The organism is Faecalicatena fissicatena (assembly GCF_016900595.1).
GTDB lineage: Bacteria > Bacillota > Clostridia > Lachnospirales > Lachnospiraceae > Claveliimonas > Claveliimonas intestinigallinarum.
The window spans coordinates 304,967-321,819 of the sequence record NZ_JACLYY010000002.1; the positions used below are offsets into that span (position 1 = coordinate 304,967).

The 16,853-nt window shown below is 58.6% G+C and carries 10 protein-coding genes; 2 read left to right on the forward strand and 8 right to left on the reverse strand.

The features are described 5' to 3' along the window. Window positions 1–35: 35 nt before the first annotated feature. The 6 genes from H7U36_RS03590 to H7U36_RS03615 all read right to left on the reverse strand — a co-directional run bounded on the left by H7U36_RS03590 (window position 36) and on the right by H7U36_RS03615 (window position 9,821). Window positions 36–4,430 carry an acyl-CoA dehydratase activase gene (locus tag H7U36_RS03590; RefSeq protein WP_205155724.1) on the reverse strand — a complete coding sequence of 1,465 codons (4,395 nt, stop codon included), beginning with the start codon at window positions 4,428–4,430 and terminating at the stop codon, window positions 36–38. A gap of 225 nt (window positions 4,431–4,655) precedes the next feature. Further along, the gene (locus tag H7U36_RS15300; protein WP_081958057.1) at window positions 4,656–4,781 is read right to left on the reverse strand and encodes a hypothetical protein; all 126 of its coding nucleotides are present in this window, start codon (window positions 4,779–4,781) and stop codon (window positions 4,656–4,658) included. Window positions 4,782–4,898: 117 nt separating this feature from the next. Next, window positions 4,899–5,939 carry a uroporphyrinogen decarboxylase family protein gene (locus tag H7U36_RS03600; RefSeq protein WP_243426678.1) on the reverse strand — a complete coding sequence of 347 codons (1,041 nt, stop codon included), beginning with the start codon at window positions 5,937–5,939 and terminating at the stop codon, window positions 4,899–4,901. 52 nt (window positions 5,940–5,991) lie between these two features. After that, window positions 5,992–8,163 (reverse strand): ASKHA domain-containing protein, encoded by a 2,172-nt coding sequence (locus H7U36_RS03605; RefSeq protein ID WP_205155725.1) that lies wholly within the window; start codon window positions 8,161–8,163, stop codon window positions 5,992–5,994. Beyond that, window positions 8,163–8,810 carry a cobalamin B12-binding domain-containing protein gene (locus tag H7U36_RS03610; RefSeq protein ID WP_033126302.1) on the reverse strand — a complete coding sequence of 216 codons (648 nt, stop codon included), beginning with the start codon at window positions 8,808–8,810 and terminating at the stop codon, window positions 8,163–8,165. Before H7U36_RS03610 ends, H7U36_RS03605 begins: the two co-directional genes overlap by 1 nt. A 15-nt stretch (window positions 8,811–8,825) precedes the next feature. Further along, window positions 8,826–9,821, reverse strand: a complete 996-nt coding sequence (locus H7U36_RS03615) for a uroporphyrinogen decarboxylase family protein (protein ID WP_243426679.1) — start codon at window positions 9,819–9,821, stop codon at window positions 8,826–8,828. Between the two features lie 149 nt (window positions 9,822–9,970). On the opposite strand from H7U36_RS03615, the gene H7U36_RS03620 reads away from it, so the two are divergent. Next, on the forward strand, window positions 9,971–10,852 hold the full coding sequence (locus tag H7U36_RS03620) for a helix-turn-helix transcriptional regulator (protein ID WP_138302883.1): 882 nt from the start codon (window positions 9,971–9,973) through the stop codon (window positions 10,850–10,852). 174 nt (window positions 10,853–11,026) lie between these two features. After that, complete coding sequence (locus H7U36_RS03625) at window positions 11,027–12,127, forward strand: glycerol dehydrogenase (protein WP_033126299.1); 1,101 nt, start codon at window positions 11,027–11,029, stop codon at window positions 12,125–12,127. Window positions 12,128–12,270: 143 nt separating this feature from the next. On the opposite strand, the gene H7U36_RS03630 is transcribed toward H7U36_RS03625, so the two are convergent. Further along, window positions 12,271–13,617 (reverse strand): MATE family efflux transporter, encoded by a 1,347-nt coding sequence (locus tag H7U36_RS03630; protein ID WP_052084076.1) that lies wholly within the window; start codon window positions 13,615–13,617, stop codon window positions 12,271–12,273. A gap of 153 nt (window positions 13,618–13,770) precedes the next feature. Next, complete coding sequence (mgtA, locus tag H7U36_RS03635; RefSeq protein WP_033126297.1) at window positions 13,771–16,458, reverse strand: magnesium-translocating P-type ATPase; 2,688 nt, start codon at window positions 16,456–16,458, stop codon at window positions 13,771–13,773. Window positions 16,459–16,853: the final 395 nt, after the last annotated feature.

Consider the following 16,853-nt stretch of genomic DNA (forward strand, 5'->3'; position numbering starts at 1 on the left):
AAAAACCTTTTATGTTTTTGTGTTTTTTATGATTTTTACGAAGCCTCTTCTTTGTTCTGGTTCACATTCATGACCAGCATCTGGAGGCGGTTCTCAATGTTGGCAAAGCTGACATCCGGGTCGTAGTCCAGCGGCAGGATCTGCACATCCGGGTACAGCTCCTTCAGCTTCTTGGCAATGCCGCGGCCCACCACGTGGTTGGGCAGGCAGCCGAAGGGCTGGAGGATCACAAAGGCCCTGCACCCCTTCCTGGCGTGATGAAGGATCTCTCCTGAGATCAGCACGCCCTCTCCGGCATCAAAGGTGTGGTGAATGACCTGATCGCTGTCCTTCACCATGTCCTCCATCCGCAGGGCTGGCTCGTAGAGGGGATGCTTCTTCGCGATCCGGTCTGTCATATCGTGGGCAAAGTCAAAGGCCTTGTTCGCCACATGGAACCAGATCTTCTGGATGAGGGGCCGCTTCAGATGGTACTCCCTGTTCTGGCTGTCCTGGTAAAAATAGGTCTTGCGGATCACGTCCGTCATACGGGCCTCAATGATCTCAAAGCCGTTCTTCTCCAGGTAGGCCTCGATGTCATGGTTGGCGCCGGGATGGAAGTTCAGCAGGTACTCGCCCACGATCAGCACGCCGGGCCTGGGATCGCTGCGGTCGTACTCCACCTCATTCATGATGTCGATGGCCTTCTTAAAGCCCTTTCTCGCTCCCGGCACGCCCTTTGTCTCCAGTCCTTCCACCACCGCGTCCATGGCCCGCTCAAAGGCCTCGTCCGCGCTTCCCTTCACCTTCTCATAGGGGCGGATCTTCCGCAGAAGCTCCTCCAGCACATCGATCATGGGCAGGGAGAAGGCAATCTTCAGGGAGGACGCCAGGTTCATCTTAAATCCCGGGTGCAGGTGGTGGGAGTCCGCATCGTCGTTGGTCAGGATGGGCACCTGGGGAAATCCCGCGTCGTCCAGGGCCTTCCGAAGGAGGGCGCTGTAGTGGGTCAGACGGCAGTCTCCCACATATTTTCCCATGGCGATGGTGGTGTGATCCGGGTCATATTTGCCGCTTTTGAGGGCCTCCAGAGCCTCTCCGATGACGATCTGGGCGGGGAAGCAGATGTCATTGTGGACGTACTGCTTTCCAAGCCGTATGGCTTCTCCTCTTCCGATCTCCAGGGGCACAGTCTTCACGCCCTGCCCCGCAAAGGAGGCGGCCATGATCCTGCTGAAGGCGTGGGAGGTGTTGGGCACCAGCACCACCTTGTCCGCCTTGTCCTTCTTCTCAAATTTCACCGGGTAGGGATCTGTCAGCTCCCTTGTCTCCAGCTTCTTCTTTTTCTCTCTTCCCATGGCCACTGTCTCCAGGAAGGAGCGGACACGGATGCGCAGCGGGCCCTGGATATCGCTCTCGTCCAGCTTCAGGACAAGGGGGATTTTCCCGGAGATCTCGTGCATCAGCCGGATGATCTCATCCGACAGGTAGGCGTCATGGCCGCAGCCGAAGCTCACCACCTGCACGTACTCCAGGCAGTCGCTCCGGGCTGTCAGGATAGCGGAGGAGAGCATCCTGGCGTGGAAATTGTTGACAATGTCGATCCGGCTCTTTGAGAGGTCCACGTCTTCGATTCCGGGAACGGAGTCCGCCGTCAGCACAGGGATCCCCATGGTGACGAACATTTCCGGCAGGTCATGGTTCACAAGAGCGTCGTTCTGGTAGGGCCTTGAGGCCAGGACAACGGCAAATTTCCCTTTCTCCTTCACCTTCTCGATAATGGCAGCCCCCTGCCTTTTCAGCTCAGCCCGGAAGCTCTCCTGGGCCTGGTCTGCGGCCTCCATGGCCTTCCTCGTCTCCTCCTCCGGTATCTGGTAGTGATCCTTCATATAGATGGTGAGCTGCCGGTCCCTGTCCTCCCTTGAGGGCCAGTGGAACAAAGGCTCGTCAAAGGGGATGCCGAACTGCTTTTCCGGGTTGTCGGAATTCTTCACCACAATGGGGTAGCCCTTCACCACAGCGCACATGGACTCGCTCGTCTTCTCCCGGTTCTCGGTGGGAATGGTGGTGATGGCGGGCATGAAGATCCGGTCCACCTTCTTCGCCGCCAGGTTCCGGATATGCCCGTGTACCAGCTTTGCAGGGAAGCACACTGTGTCCGAGGTGACGGCTGAGAGACCGGACTCGTACATTTTCCGGGTGCTCATGTCGGAGAGCTGCACCTGGAAGCCCAGGGCTTTAAAGAAGGTGCTCCAGAAGGGCATGAACTCCCAGTTGGACAGCACTCTCGGAAGTCCGATGGTGATACCTCTCTTCACCGCCGGCTCCGGGTAGGGGTAGTCCTTGAAGAGAAGCTCCTCCCTCCTTCGGTACATGTTGGGCACCCGGTTCACCCTCTGGGTTTTCTCCTTGAGCTGCTTTCTGGCCTGGGCATCCCCCGGCTTTCCAAGCACCTCGCCCCGCTCGCACCGGTTGTTGGTCACCCAGGAATTGCCGTTTGAGAAGGTGACAATGGTCCTGCGGCAGTGGTTGGTGCAAAAAGGACAGGGTGAGTTGGACTCCTGGGTGTAGGAAAAGTCGTCCAGGCTGTCCAGAGCGATGAAGGTATGCTTTTCGGGCTCCCTCTCATGCCGCTCCTTTGCGATGAGGGCTACGCCCACAGCGCCCATCAGCCCCGGATAGGGGGCCCGCACTACCTGGCGACCGGTGTACTCCTCCATGGCCCGCACCACCGCATCGTTCTCAAAGGTGCCTCCCTGGACCACGATCTTATCTCCCAGAGAGTCCAGATTGGAAATGCGGATCACCTTGGTAAATACATTCTCTATGATGGAACGGCACAGTCCCGCCATAATGTCCTCCGGCAGGCGGCCGTTTCTCTGCTCCGTGATAATGCTGCTGTTCATAAAGACCGTGCAGCGGCTTCCCAGCTTTGCCGGATGCCTGGAGGCAAAGGCGGCCTCCGCGATCTGCTTTGCCGGGATATGCAGGGAGGCGGCAAAATTTTCCAGGAAGGAGCCGCAGCCCGAAGAGCAGGCCTCGTTCACCAGGATGTTGGTGATGATGCCGTCGTCCAGCCAGATGGCCTTCATGTCCTGTCCGCCGATGTCCAGGATGAAGGTGGCGTCCTTGACATATTTTTCCGCCGCCCGGGCGTGGGCCACAGTCTCCACCGTGTGATACTCCGCCTGGAAGGCCTTGGCAAAGAGCTGCTCCCCGTAGCCGGTGGTGCCCACTGCCAGTATGTTGAGTTCAATATTGTCCTTCCTGTAGCGGTCCCGCATCTCGATCATAGCCTTCTTGGCCACCAGCAGCGGCTCCCCCTCGTTGGGGGCGTAGAAGGAGTCCAGGATCTCCTCATTTTCATCCATCAGCACAAACTTGGTGGTGGTGCTGCCGGAGTCGATACCCAGGTACACGTTCACCTTCTGTCCCGGCCGGGGATGCTTCCACTGGCGGGAGGCCTTGGCGTGCCGCTTCTCAAAGGCCTTCCTCTCCTCCTCAGAGGCAAAGAAGGGCTTTGCCTCCTGCTCCTCACCTGTCTTTTCCTTAAAGGAGGGGCTCTTCAGCACAGCCAGCAGCTCCTCCGGGTCGGAAATCTTTTTCCTGTTCTCAAACATGGTCTCCAGGGAGATAGCCGCCCCGTAGGCCACCATCAGCTCCGGCCGCTCGGGGATGATCACATCCTCCTGGGGCAGCTTCAGTCTTTTGGCAAAGACCTGTATGAGGGCCGGGTTGAATGTCAGCGGGCCGCCCTCAAAGGCCACCGGCTTTTTGATCTCCAGCCCCTGGGCCAGTCCGCCGATGGTCTGCTTGGCGATGGCGTGGAAGGAGGAGAGGGCCAGGTCAGACTTCGCCACTCCCTGGTTCAGAAGGGGCTGGATGTCTGTCTTGGCGTAGACCCCGCACCGCCCGGAAATGTCGTATGTAAATCCCCCCTGCTCCGCGAGATCGTTCAGCTTCTCCACCGGCACTTTTAATATAGAAGCAACCTCATCGATAAAGGCGCCGGTACCCCCCGCACAGCTTCCGTTCATCCTCATGTCCGCCACGTTCAGGTCGCCGGTCTTCTCGTCCTTTTTAAAGAAGATAATTTTGGCATCCTGCCCTCCCAGCTCAATGGCTGTGCGGACAGAGGGGTATTTCTTTCGAAGCGCCAGCGCGTTGGCCGCCACCTCCTGTATAAAAGGCACCTTCAGCTTCTCCGCGATGGGCTTGGCCCCGGACCCTGTCAGGGCCAGGCGGATCTTTACGCCCCGGAATTTCTCCCGGAAGCTCTCCAGTGCGTGTATGATACTCTGTACCTGATTGGCGTGATGTCTCCTGTAATCCGAGTAGATTACCTGCCCGTCCTCCGGGTTCACAGCCGCGATCTTTGTAGTGGTAGACCCCACGTCAATCCCGGCAAAAAGCGTCTGCCCGGGCCGGATTTCTGTCTGTTCCTGCTCCATACATATTCCCCGCTTTCTCTTTTGTCTTTCTTATTGTCATCTTTGTGATTTTGGACATTTTTAGGGCGGCTGCCGCGTACATAATAGGTACGCTGCGCAGCCGCCGGAATATCTCATCCAGATATGTTTTTTCCAATGTGGTTTTGAAAAACCACTCATAAAGCTTTGACTAACTCTTTATGAAAGAGTTTATATCACAAAGCAGGGAAGATGTCAACGGTTTCTTCACTCTCTCTCCGCCATCTCCAGGTAGATGCGGCAGTTCTGGTGGCTGTTGTCCAGCTCCAGGGCCCTCCGGAAGGCCCGGCGGGCCTCCTCCTTTCTCCCGTAGCCGAGGCAGGCAAGCCCCATCAGATAGTGGCAGTGGACCTGATTAGCTACATTGTCCGGGGCTGCTGTCCTTGCAAAGCAGCAGCCTTAAGACTGTCCAGGGGCCCTGACGGGTCCTTGTCCTTTTTGTTTTCCCTTCTATTTTTTCCGGTACTCCCGGCAGGCCTCCACGTAGGCCAGGATGTTGGCCCAGGGCACCTCCGGCTCCAGCAGATGGGTGGGAGCCACCATCAGTCCGCCCTTGGGCCCGGCGATGTCCAGGTTGCCCCACACATTTTCCTTCACCTCCTCCGGCGTCCCAAAGGGCATGACCGTCTGGGTGCCGATGGTGCCGTGGAAGGAGATCTGATCCCCGTACTTCTCGTAAATGTACTTAAACTCCATGCACTCCGCCTGGATGGGATTGAGCACATCGATGCCCGCGTCAATGAGATCCTGGATAAATGGCTCAATGTAGCCGCAGGAGTGGTAGATGACGATGATGTCCGGCCGCACCGCCTTCACCTTTGAGATGAGCCGCTTAAGCCGGGGGCAGATCCACTGCGTGTACATCTCCTCGCTCATCATAATGCTGTGCTGCATGCCGATGTCATCTCCCAGGTAGAGGATGTCCACCCCTGCCTTGGCGTAGATCAGGGCGCGATCTGTGGACATTTTCTCCACCATGTCAAAGACCGCCTCCGCCATCTCCTCATCGCTGAGCATATCCATCATGAGATTTTCCATGCCCCGGATGTACCAGGAGGTCTCCCAGATGGTACACTGCATGTTGCCCACTGAGGCAAGCCCTCTCTCGTGCAGGCCTTTGACCCGGTCCTTTACCCAGGCATTTTTCTCCTCCGTGTAGACGGGGATGGGATAGCTCTCGATCTCCTCCACATCCTCCGCGTCCTCCAGCGGGTGGAGCATCTTTGTCATGTGCATGGAGGTGGGGCTGGACTCGTGGCCTACCCCCCACTCGTCAATCTCCATATTGTCCTTGACCTCATCGTAGTAGGGGTAGAACCGGGTCACATCCGTATCCTCCGGGATCAGGTCCCCCACGCGCCGCCAGGGCATCTCAAAATAGTCCATGTAGTCAGAGCCCGGCCCGCCGATCTCCTCCTGGAAGCTCTTCTCCAGGCTGGGGCAGAGCATGAACTCCACCGGCACCGTCTCATAGCCTTCTCTTCTCAGCAAATGAAGCAGATTTTCTCTGGGCGTCATTTTCCTCACCTTTCCTTCTTCTCTTTTATTCTTCATCTTCCCCAAAGTACATGTATTCCATATAAAATCTCTGAAAATCCTTGTTCGCGGAGAGGGGAACCTCCCGGACATACCCTGCGAGCCGGTCCGCGGTCTCCCCGCCCTTCTCCTCTCTCAGCCAACGCAGCGCCCCCGCGAGGGATGTATTTCCCGCCGGATCGGCTTTTCCCACAGCCTCCTCCGGCAGAAGGCCAATGCCCGCCGCCTTCTCCATGTCAAGCTGGCATCCAAAGCCTCCGGCGATGCAGAAGGCGTCCACATCCTCCGCCCGGATGCCGTACGCTATGAGCAGGGTCTCAAGGCCGGCCCGCACCGCCGCCTTGGCCAGCTGAAGCTCCCGGATGTCCTCCTGAAAGATCCGGATCCTGCCCGCCTCGTCCAGCGGAAACCCTTCCTCGTCCCAGGGCTCCTCCAGCCGTCCTGTCTCGTCCAGGACGCCGGCCCGCCTCATCTCGTACGCAGTCTCGATGATCCCGGTGCCGCAGATGCCGGCAGGACTCTCCCCGCCGATGGTCCGAAGCTCCATCTGCCGTCCGTTCCACCTGACGCCGCAGATGGCTCCCGGTATGCTGCCTGTACCGCAGGTAATGTTTCCCCCCTCAAAGGCAGGGCCCGCCGCAGCGGAGGCGGCCAGTATCCGGTCCCTGTTTCCCACCGCCATCTCCCCGTTGGTGCCCAGATCCACCAGAATCCGGATCCTCTCCGTCTCGTGGAATCCCAGGGCGTAGAGTCCGGCTGTGATATCGCCCCCGATGTAGGCGGAGACTCCCGGGAAAATGTGCACCGCGAACTCTCCTGTCTCATCGCCCAGCACCTCCCGGCTGTCTCCATCCACGGAAGAAATGTCATAGGGCTCAAAGGGCCAGACTCCCAGGGAGCTGCAGGGGTATCCCATGAGCAGATGGACCATGGTAGTGTTGGCCCCAATGACCATCTGCCTGATACGAGCCTCTCCCTTTTCTGTCAGAGCGTCAAGGCCTTCCCGAAGGGCCTCCCGGATACAGGCCTGCATCTGAGATCCCTTCCCCTCCCCCGCCGCCTGGATCCGGGCGATCACATCGGCCCCGTACCGGCGCTGGGGGTTGAGGGCCGTGTAGCTGCCCTCAATCCGCCCTGTCGCAGGATCCACCAGCTCCATAGCCAGGGTGGTGGTCCCGATGTCCACCGCCACCGCCTTTCCGACTGCCCTCTTTTCCTCCTCCGGGCTTTCTGCTCCCCGACGTCCATGATCCCGGCTCATCCGGCTCTCCGGTATAAAAAATCCATCCTCGCCGGGCCCCTCCAGGCAGATCCGGCAGTCTCCCTCCGGGATGGCGCGGCAGACAAGGCGCAGCCCCGCCTCCAGCTCCTCCTCCGAGAAGAACCGCCTGTCCGCCTCTGTCACCGGCATCTGCCCCTCCAGGATCCGGATCCGGCACTTTCCGCAGGTCCCTCTGCCGCCGCAGGGGGAGGCCAGAGGGATGCCCCACTCTCCCAGAGTCTCCAGGATGCTCTTTCCTCTCTCCACATGGCCTTTCACCTGCCTGCTCTCCTGCCCGCCCTTTTCCCGGGCCTCCACTGTGAGAACAACAGGACGCCCCCGGCGCATCCGGCAGGAGGTGTTGGAACAGCCGCTGCAATCGTGCTCCCAGAAAAACTGATCCCTCTCATCGCTTAGCAGGAACACCTGGCAGGCGCTTTTCACCGGGCGGTACATCAGCCCCTCTGTGATCTCCATACCGTACTGGCCGGCTCCGGTGACATGAAAGGCCTTTCTCTGGAGCTCCATGGGGGCGTCCTGGTGCGCCTCCAGCCGCCTGGCAATGCCCTTTCCCCGCCGCCTGCAGAGACGAAGCACCTCCTCCCGGAGCTGCCGGTCCATCTGGAAGAGGCAGACATCCGCCAGGGCATCTGCCAGCATAGCCCGGACGCAGTCTCCCTCCTTGAAAAGCTGCCCGGACCAGTCGCTTAAGTCCGCCCCCACGGTAGTGATGACATAGAGGGCTTCCTCCTCGTCTCCAAATCCCAGAAAAGCCGCCGGATCCAGCCTTCTTCGGGCCTCCGGCAGCATTTCCTCCAGCTCTTCCTCCAGCATCTTTTGAAGGCCGCTCTTTTCCCCGTCCACCAGGCGGCAGACCTCCTCCTTTGAGATGTGGATATGAAAATCTGTGTACCGCATTACGCGCTCTTCTTTTCCATGACAGCGGACCGGGCCGTCTCCGCCGCGGAGGCGGCGTCCGGCGTGTAGTAGTCCGCCCCGATCTGGCTGGCAAACTCGTCTGTCACAGGGGCGCCGCCGATCATGACAATGTATTTGTCCCGCAGGCCTCTCTCCTTCAGCCTGTCAATGCAGGACTGCATCTGGCACATGGTGGTGCTCAGAAGAGCGGACATGCCGATGACATCTGCGTGCATCTCCTCCGCCTTGTCGATGAAGGCGTCTGAGCTCACGTCCACGCCCAGGTCGCAGACCTCAAAGCCAGCCCCCTTGAACATCATACAGACCAGATTTTTGCCGATATCGTGGAGATCCCCCTGGACTGTCCCGATGACAGCCCGGCCCACGGGCTCGTTGCCCACCTCCACAAGCCTGGGCTCCAGGATGGAGAGCCCGGCGTTCATGGCCCGGGCTGCCACCAGCACCTCCGGCACGAACACCTCGTTGTTCTTGAATTTTCCGCCAATGACCATCATGCCCGACAGAAGGCCCTCGTTTAAGATCTCCTTGGGATTTATGCCCTCGTCCAGGGCCTGCTGTACCAGGGCCTTCACCTTCTTTGCCTTCCCCTTCTGCAAAAGCTCCGACATTTCCTGTAAAAGTTCCATTTTCCTTCTCCTCCTTTATTTCCCGTAAAACGCCTGCGCGCTGTCAAAAAACGCCTGCAGATTGGCAAGGGGCGTCACCGGGGGGATATCGCAGCCGCTGGAGAGCAGGAAATTGGGATACCTGCCGCACCTCTCCATAAGCTCTGTCACAGCTTTTTCCACCGTCTCCGGCGTGCCGCTCCTGAGCACGCCCACCGGGTCGATGTTGCCCATAACGATCCGGTCTCCCGGCATCTCCTTCAGCACTCTTGCCATGTCCACCGCGTTACCGAAGCTGTACCCGTCGGCGGGTATATCCGCGATGTCCCCAAGAAGCGGCTCCACCATGCCGCAGTTGTGGTAAATGAGGGCAAGACCCGCCTCCCGGGCCGCCTGGCAGATCCGCTTCACATAGGGAACGGAGAACTCCCGGAAAAGCCCCGGGGAGAGAAGTCCCGCCGCCGGCTCGGCCATGACGATGCCGTCGGCTCCCGCCTCCTTAAAGGCCCTGGCGTAGTCGCAGAGAAAGCCTGTCACCTTCTCCAGCACGGTCTCCACTATCTCGGGCTCCTCGTAGCACAGGATCATGATCTCCGTCATATCCAGAAGCCGCCCCGCCAGGGAGTAGGGTCCGATCATCCCCGCCAGGACAGGCCGATCCTTCACCTGTCCGGCCACCTGCCGGATCCCGGCCAGGCACTCCCCTGTTCTTCCAGCTCCCACCGGGGGCACCTGCAGGGCATCCGCCTCCTCTTCCTCCTGGATGATGGCCGCCGTCACCGTAGGCACCTCCTGGCTGCTGTAGCGCACCGGGCTGCCGAAGGCCTCCGCCTCCACCGACAGATCCATCAGCCCCAGCACGGCTGCCATGTCAAATCTGTCCGCAATGGCCTCCATGCACTCGGCCTGGAGCCGTCCGCTCCTCACCGTCTCCTCCACTGTGTTTCCTGTGATCTGGATCCCCGGAAAGGAGAGCACCGGAAGAGGCCTTTTCTCTCCGGGGCTCACCATGTCCCGCATCCATTTTTCCATGTCAAAATCCATCTCTGTCTGCCGCTCCTTTTCCTTTTTGTCGTTATTTACATTTTATCCGCCGGATGGTATGATTTACATGTCTGTTATGGTAGAAAAAATGTCATATCTGGTAAATGATATTCGACAGATGAGAGGAGGACTTTCCCATGCTGCAGATCCCGGAAAAGCTTTTTGTCACCAGATCCGTTCACCGGACCCTGGGACTGGATCCCAACAACTCCATACTGAGCTGCGGGTTTATCCACCACACCCGCCACCTGCCCCAGAACGAAAATCTGGTCTTCAAATATTACGGCGCCCTCCTTCTCCTGAGCGGGGAGGGCACCTATCTGGACAAAGACGGAAAAAGCACCCGGATCTATCCCGGATGCTTCGTTCAGCGTCTTCCCTATATCAAACATTCCACCATCACAAAGGAGGACGGGAAATGGCTGGAGTTTTTTGTCTGCTTTGGATATGAGACCTACCGGTCCCTGCGGCACATGGGCCTCCTCCTGGATCAGCCGGTGCTCTCCCCTGGTCTCTCCCAGTCTCTTCTGGACCGGTGCCTTCTGCTCTACGACCACCTGGAGCACTCCACACAGGAACAGCTCCCCTACCTTCTCCTGGAGGCGCAGCAGCTCGTCTTCGGCATCTATGACATGCACAGGAGGCAGAGCCTGCGTCCCTCCGTGCGCACCCTCCTGTACGAGGCCAGGGATCTTCTCGGAAGCGGCCAGATCCCGGACGACAGCTGCCGGGGCACAGCGGAATACCTGGGCCTTGGCTACGAGAATTTCCGCAAGCTCTTCCGCCAGGAATTCCACATGCCGCCCCACACCTACCTCATCCAGAAGCGGCTGAACAGCGCCAAGGAGCTGCTCCTGCAGGACAGCCTGTCCATCCAGGAGATCGCCGCCCGGACCGGCTACCCGGACAGCTTCTCCTTCTCCAAGCAGTTTAAAAAGTACACCACCCTGACCCCCCGCCAGTTCCGGGCCCTCCACCAGGTGCCCGGGGCGGACAGGGGAAGCGCCCGGCAGACTTGACCCTTCTGTTCCTTATCTCCCGTCCGGTTTTCAATCTTGCACAAACCTTTCTGAAAATCTGATGTTTTTTTCAGTCTTTTTACTCTTGCTTTTGCACCCCGGGGTGCTATAATCAGAATTGAAATTGATAAATTTTTAACACACCTTTTTATGTGTCGCAAAGGAGGATTTATTATGCTTAGACTGAGAATGATGCGCGCACCTCAAAAATATGTTCAGGGCAAGGACTCCCTTCTCCATTTCCACGAGGAGATGAAGGATCTGGGAAACAGCTGGCTCTTCATCTGCTCCAGAAGCGGGCATAAGATGTGTCACGATAAAATCGAGAAGAGCTTTGAGGGGACGGAGGATATCCGCCACTATGAGATCTTCGGCGGGGTCTCCAGCGTAGGCGAGATTGAAAAAATGAGACAGATCGCAAGGCAGGAAGGACTCAACGTCATCGTTGGCGTTGGCGGCGGCTCCGCCATCGACACGGCCAAGGCCACTGCCTACTACGAAAATCTGCCGGTAGTGATCATCCCCACTGTGGTGGCTACGGATGCCCCCTGCACTGGTCTCTCTGTCATTTACAACGATGACAAGACCTTCAACAGCTATCTGTTCTACCCAAAGAATCCTGAGGCCGTGATCGTGGACAGCGAGATCATCGCAAATGCCCCTGTGAAGTTCCTGGTAGCCGGTATGGGCGACGCCCTGGGCACCTATTTTGAGGCCAGGGCCTGCCAGCGCACAGACGCTCCCAGCCTGGAAAACGGAGGCATTACCCGATCCGCTATGGCGCTGTGCCGCCTCTGCTATGACACCCTGAAGGAATACGGGGCTGCCGCCAGGAAGGCCTGCGAGTGCCATGTGGTCACTCCCGCCCTGGAAGCCATCATCGAGGCCAATGTCTATCTCTCCGGCGTGGGCGCTGACAACGGCGGCCTCGCGGTAGCCCACTCCTTCTACAATGGTCTCACCGCCCTTGGCGGACACAGCGCGCCCCATGGCTGCTGCGTTGCCTTCGGCACTCTCGTCCAGCTCGTGCTGGAGGGAGCCTCGAAGGAGGAGTTCCGGGAGGTTCAGGATTTCTGCATGGAGGTCGGTCTGCCGGTTACCCTGGAGGAAATTGGCATCACAAAGGATGAAGAGATACGCGTCATCGCCGAGAAATCCTGCGTAGAGGGCGAATCCATCCACAACATGGTGGCGGACGTGACTCCTGACCAGCTCTACGCGGCCATCATCGCCGCGGACGCTCTGGGAAAGGAGCGCCTGGCATCCTCGAAATAAACATCTGCCACGAGGCAAACGCTTTTCCTTAACCAGCGATCTATATAAAACAGGCAGGAGCGCCCGACTTGTAGTCAGGGCTCCTGCCTGTCTCTGTCTATTGAAATGTCTATTGAAATCTTTCATACCTTATCCGGTCTGACCTAGACGCTGTAGATCCCCTCCCGCTTCAGCTGCCGGATGCACTGCTTCCGCACGAACCAGAAGCACACCGCCTGCATGGCAATGGTGAAGATCCAGGAGCCGGGGTAGGAGATGAACAGGAAGTGCAGGGATCTGTGGTGGGGAAAGAAGCCGTAGATCCACACGATCCTGGTTCCCACTGTCCCGATGACGGACAGGATCATGGGCACGGCGGAGCGTCCCATGCCCCGCAGGGCGCCCGGAAAGAGATCCATGATGCCGCAGAGGAAATAGGGAACAGTGGTGATGGACAGGATCTCCAGTCCGCACTGGATCACCTCCGGGTCTGAGGTGTAGATCCCAAGGAGCCGTGAGCCGAATACATAGGCCCCCACGCCCAGCACCAGGGCCGCGCCGGCCGACAGGATCATGCAGTCCGCCAGCACCCGGTCCATCCGCTTCTGCTTGCCAACGCTGTAATTCTGGCTGGTAAAGCTCATGCAGGCCTGTGTCACCGCGTTCACCGACACATAGAGAAAGCCCAGGATGTTGTTGGCCGCCGTGTAGCCTGCCATGGCGATAGAGCCGAAGGAGTTGACTGAGGACTGGAGCATGGCGTTAGAGAAATTGATGACCGTACTCTGGATGCCCGCCGGTATGCCCACCTGAAAGATCCGCTTCAGGTAGACAGCTCTGATCCTGAGCTTTGAGAAGCGCAGCTGATAGCTTCCCTCCGTCCTGTGGAGGCAGCGCAGCACCAGGATGCTGGAGACCATCTGGGAGGCCACTGTGCCAATGGCCACGCCGGCCACGTCCAGGGGGATGACGATGACAAGCAAAAGATCCAGCACCACATTGGCCAGCCCCGCCACGCAGAGGAACATCAGGGGCCTCTTCGTGTCCCCCACCGCCCGCAGGATAGCCGCCCCGTAGTTATAGAGCATAAAGAAGGGCATGCCAAGGAAATAGATCCTCATGTACGTGGTGGACTGACCGATCACATTTCCCGGGGTATCCATCAGGCTCAGGGCAAAGCGGGACATGGCAAAGCCCACAAAGGCCATGATGATGCCGCTGACCAGGGCCAGGGCGATGGCGGTATGTACGGACTCGGACATCTCCTTGTCCCGGCCGGCCGCATAGTACCTGGCGGCCAGCACGTTTGCCCCCAGGGAGATGCCGATAAAGAGATTGGTGAAAATGTTGATCAGCGCCGTAGTGGAGCCAACAGCTGCCAGGGCGTCGCTCCCGCTGAAACGCCCCACCACGATGATGTCCACCGCGTTGAACATAAGCTGCAGGATGCTTGTCAGCATCAGGGGAAGCGAAAATGAGATCAGCTTGTCCATGATAGTCCCATTGCACATATCTATTTCATATTTATTCCTTTTCAATGTCCGATCCCTCCACTTCGTTTTGTGCCATGGCTATCTTACTGCTTTCTCCGGTTTTCGTCAATAGACGCCCGCCGGCTTTCCGGATCACGTTTCCAGATCACGTTTACGGATCAAGTCTTCGGATCACAGCCACTCCCCGTATCGGCGTATATAGAGCTTCTTCACAGCGGTGGCCAGCGCCATATACCCGGCCACGATCGCCGCAAGCCACCCAAAGTACACAGCCGGCAGCGGCGCAAGGCCCAGGGCATCCCCCACCGGCGTGAAGGGGATCCATGTGGCGATCCCGATGCCCGCCAGCGACAGGAGCGCAACCGGCGCGGAAGCCCGGCTCTGCACAAAGGGGAGATGGGGCGTGCGGATCGTGTGGATCACCAGCATCTGGCTCCACATGGACTCCACGAACCATCCCGCCTGGAAGAGGGAAGCAAAGAGCGCCTGCCCCTCCTGCCCGGCGATCCGGGAAAACAGCTGCCCGCCCGTGCATGCGGGACAGATCACAAAATACAGCACCGCAAAGGTGACAATGTCAAACACCGAGCTCACCGGGCCGTTCCAGAGCATAAATCGGCTGATCCCGGAGGCGTCCCATTTTCTCGGCACCCGCAGCCAGTCCTCATCCACATTGTCCCAGGACATGGCTGTGCAGGAAATGTCGTAGATCAGGTTCAGCAGGATGAGATGGATGGACTCCATGGGCAGGAAAGGCAGAAACGCGCTTGCTGCCAGGATGGAAAAAATGTTTCCAAAGTTGGAGGATGCGGTCATCTTGATGTATTTGATCATGTTGGCATAGGTCTTTCTCCCCTCCAGAACGCCCCGGGCCAGCACCTTCAGGTCCTTCTCAATCAGGATGACAGAGGAGGCCTCCTTGGCAATATCCACAGCCGTGTCCACCGAAATCCCCACGTCCGCCGCTTTCATGGCAGCCGCATCGTTGATCCCGTCCCCCATGTAGCCCACACAGTGTCCCCTCTCCCGGAGCACCCGGACGATCCGCTCCTTCTGGGACGGCGAAAGCTTGGCAAAGACAGTGGTCTTTTCCGCCCTTCTCCCCAGCTCGCCGTCATCCATCCGGTCCACCTCATCTCCCAGCAGGATGGCCCTTCCGTCCAACCCCACCTGCCTGCAGATGGCCCGGGTCACCTTCTCATTGTCCCCTGTCAGGATTTTTGTCGTGACGCCGTACTCCCGAAGAGCCAGGAGGGCTTCCCCTGTGTCCGCCTTGGGCGGATCCAGAAAGGCCAAAAAGCCGATCAGGACCATGTCCCTCTCGTCTGCCGCGGAGAACTGCCCCTCCGGGGAGGGATCTGTCTTCTGGGCCACAGCGATCACCCGCATCCCCGCCTCGTTGAGCCTCTCCGCCCTTGCAAGCACAAGCTCCCTCACCTCGTCCTCCAGAGGGCGGATCCTGCCGCCGCACTCCGCGAAGGAGCAGCAGCCCAGCATCTCCTCCACAGCTCCCTTTGTGACCATCTGGGTCTTGCCCTCTGTATCTCTCACCACCACGCTCATCCGGCGGCGCTGGAAGTCAAAGGGAACCTCGTCTGTCTTCGTATACCGGCGGATCAGCTCCTCTGCCCCCAGCTCCTTCTGCTTCTCAATGACCGCAATATCGATCAGGTTTTTCAGCCCGGTCTGGAAATAGCTGTTGAGAAAGCCGTGGCGCAGCACCCGGTCGTCCTCCTGCCCGTCCACATTCAGATGGTATTCCAGCACTACCTTATCCCGGGTGAGCGTGCCGGTCTTGTCCGTGCACAGGATATCCACACCGCCCAGGTTCTGAATGGAATTCAGGTTTTTCACAATGACCTTTTTCCTACTCATGGCAAGGGAGCCCTTTGCCAGGGATGTGGTGACGATCATGGGCAGCATCTCCGGGGTCAGCCCCACCGCCACGGAGATGGCAAAGAGAACCGCCTGCATCCAGTCTCCCTTTGTAAAGCCGTTGATGAAGAGGACCACCGGCACCATGACAAGCATGAACCGGATCAGCACCCAGGAGACCGCGTTGACGCCCTTTTCAAAGGTTGTCTTGGGGGGCTTCTCATCCAGGGCTCCCGCCATTGTGCCCAACATGGTGTCATCGCCCACAGCGATCACCACTGCCTGGGCCGACCCGCTGATCACATTGCTGCCCATAAATGCCAGGTTGGCCATTTCCGTCAGGCCGCCCTTCCCGGCTGTCCGCTCTCCTGTCTTCTCCACCGGCTCGCTCTCTCCTGTCAGGGCCGACTGGCTGATAAAGAGGTCCTTGGCGGACAGGATGCGCAGATCCGCAGGGATCATATCCCCGGCTGACAGGTAGACGAGATCCCCCGCCACGATGTCCTCCATGGGGATCTCCTCCCTGCGCCCCTCCCGCTCCACGCAGGCGGTGGTGTGGATCATGCCGGAGAGCCTGTCCGCCACATTGCCGCTCCTCGTCTCCTGCACAAACCTGAGAACGCCGGAGATCAGCACCATGGCCATGATGATGACTACCGTGGCACAGCTGCGGTCCTGGGGCGCGGCGAACACAATGTCTGTGAACACAGAGATAGCCGCCAGCGCCAGCAGCACCAGAGTAAACGGGTTGACAAAGGAGAAGAAAAGCTTTCCGGGAAGGGGATTTTTCTTTCCGTGGGTCAGCACATTTTTTCCCCATCTCTCCCTGGAATCCTCCGCCGTCTCGCTGTCCAGCCCGCCCGGGCCTGTTCCATATCTTCCTCTGATCTCCCCCTCGCTGCTGCGGGCCGCCCAGAGCATTGTCTGCGCATGCTTCCTGCTTCTGTCTTTTGCAATGATCGTGTTTCTGGTCATGTTTTTCATGTTCCTGTACCTCCCGACGTTTTATTTTTGTTCAGCACGCTGGTAAGAGTACAGCGGTATCCTGCCGGAAGATTTTTTACAGACCAGAAGCCTGTTTTCTCTGGAAAACAAAAAATCCACCGTCCGTAAGATCTCCTCACAAAACGGTGGAAAAGCATGCGGATATAAAGCTACAGACCGGCACACCCGTGCCTCTGCAGCAGAAATCTTCGCTCTGCCCTGCACCGCTTTGCAATTCCGCTGCTGCTACTGTGATACATGAGTGTGCTCACCTTCCTTCCTTTTCTCTCGTGCCTGCTTCTTTACATACATTTCTGCGCGCACTTTTTTATTCTGCCGGCCCCCTGGAGCCTCCAGCAAAATAAAAAACCCTGTATGTCCGGTGAACATACAGG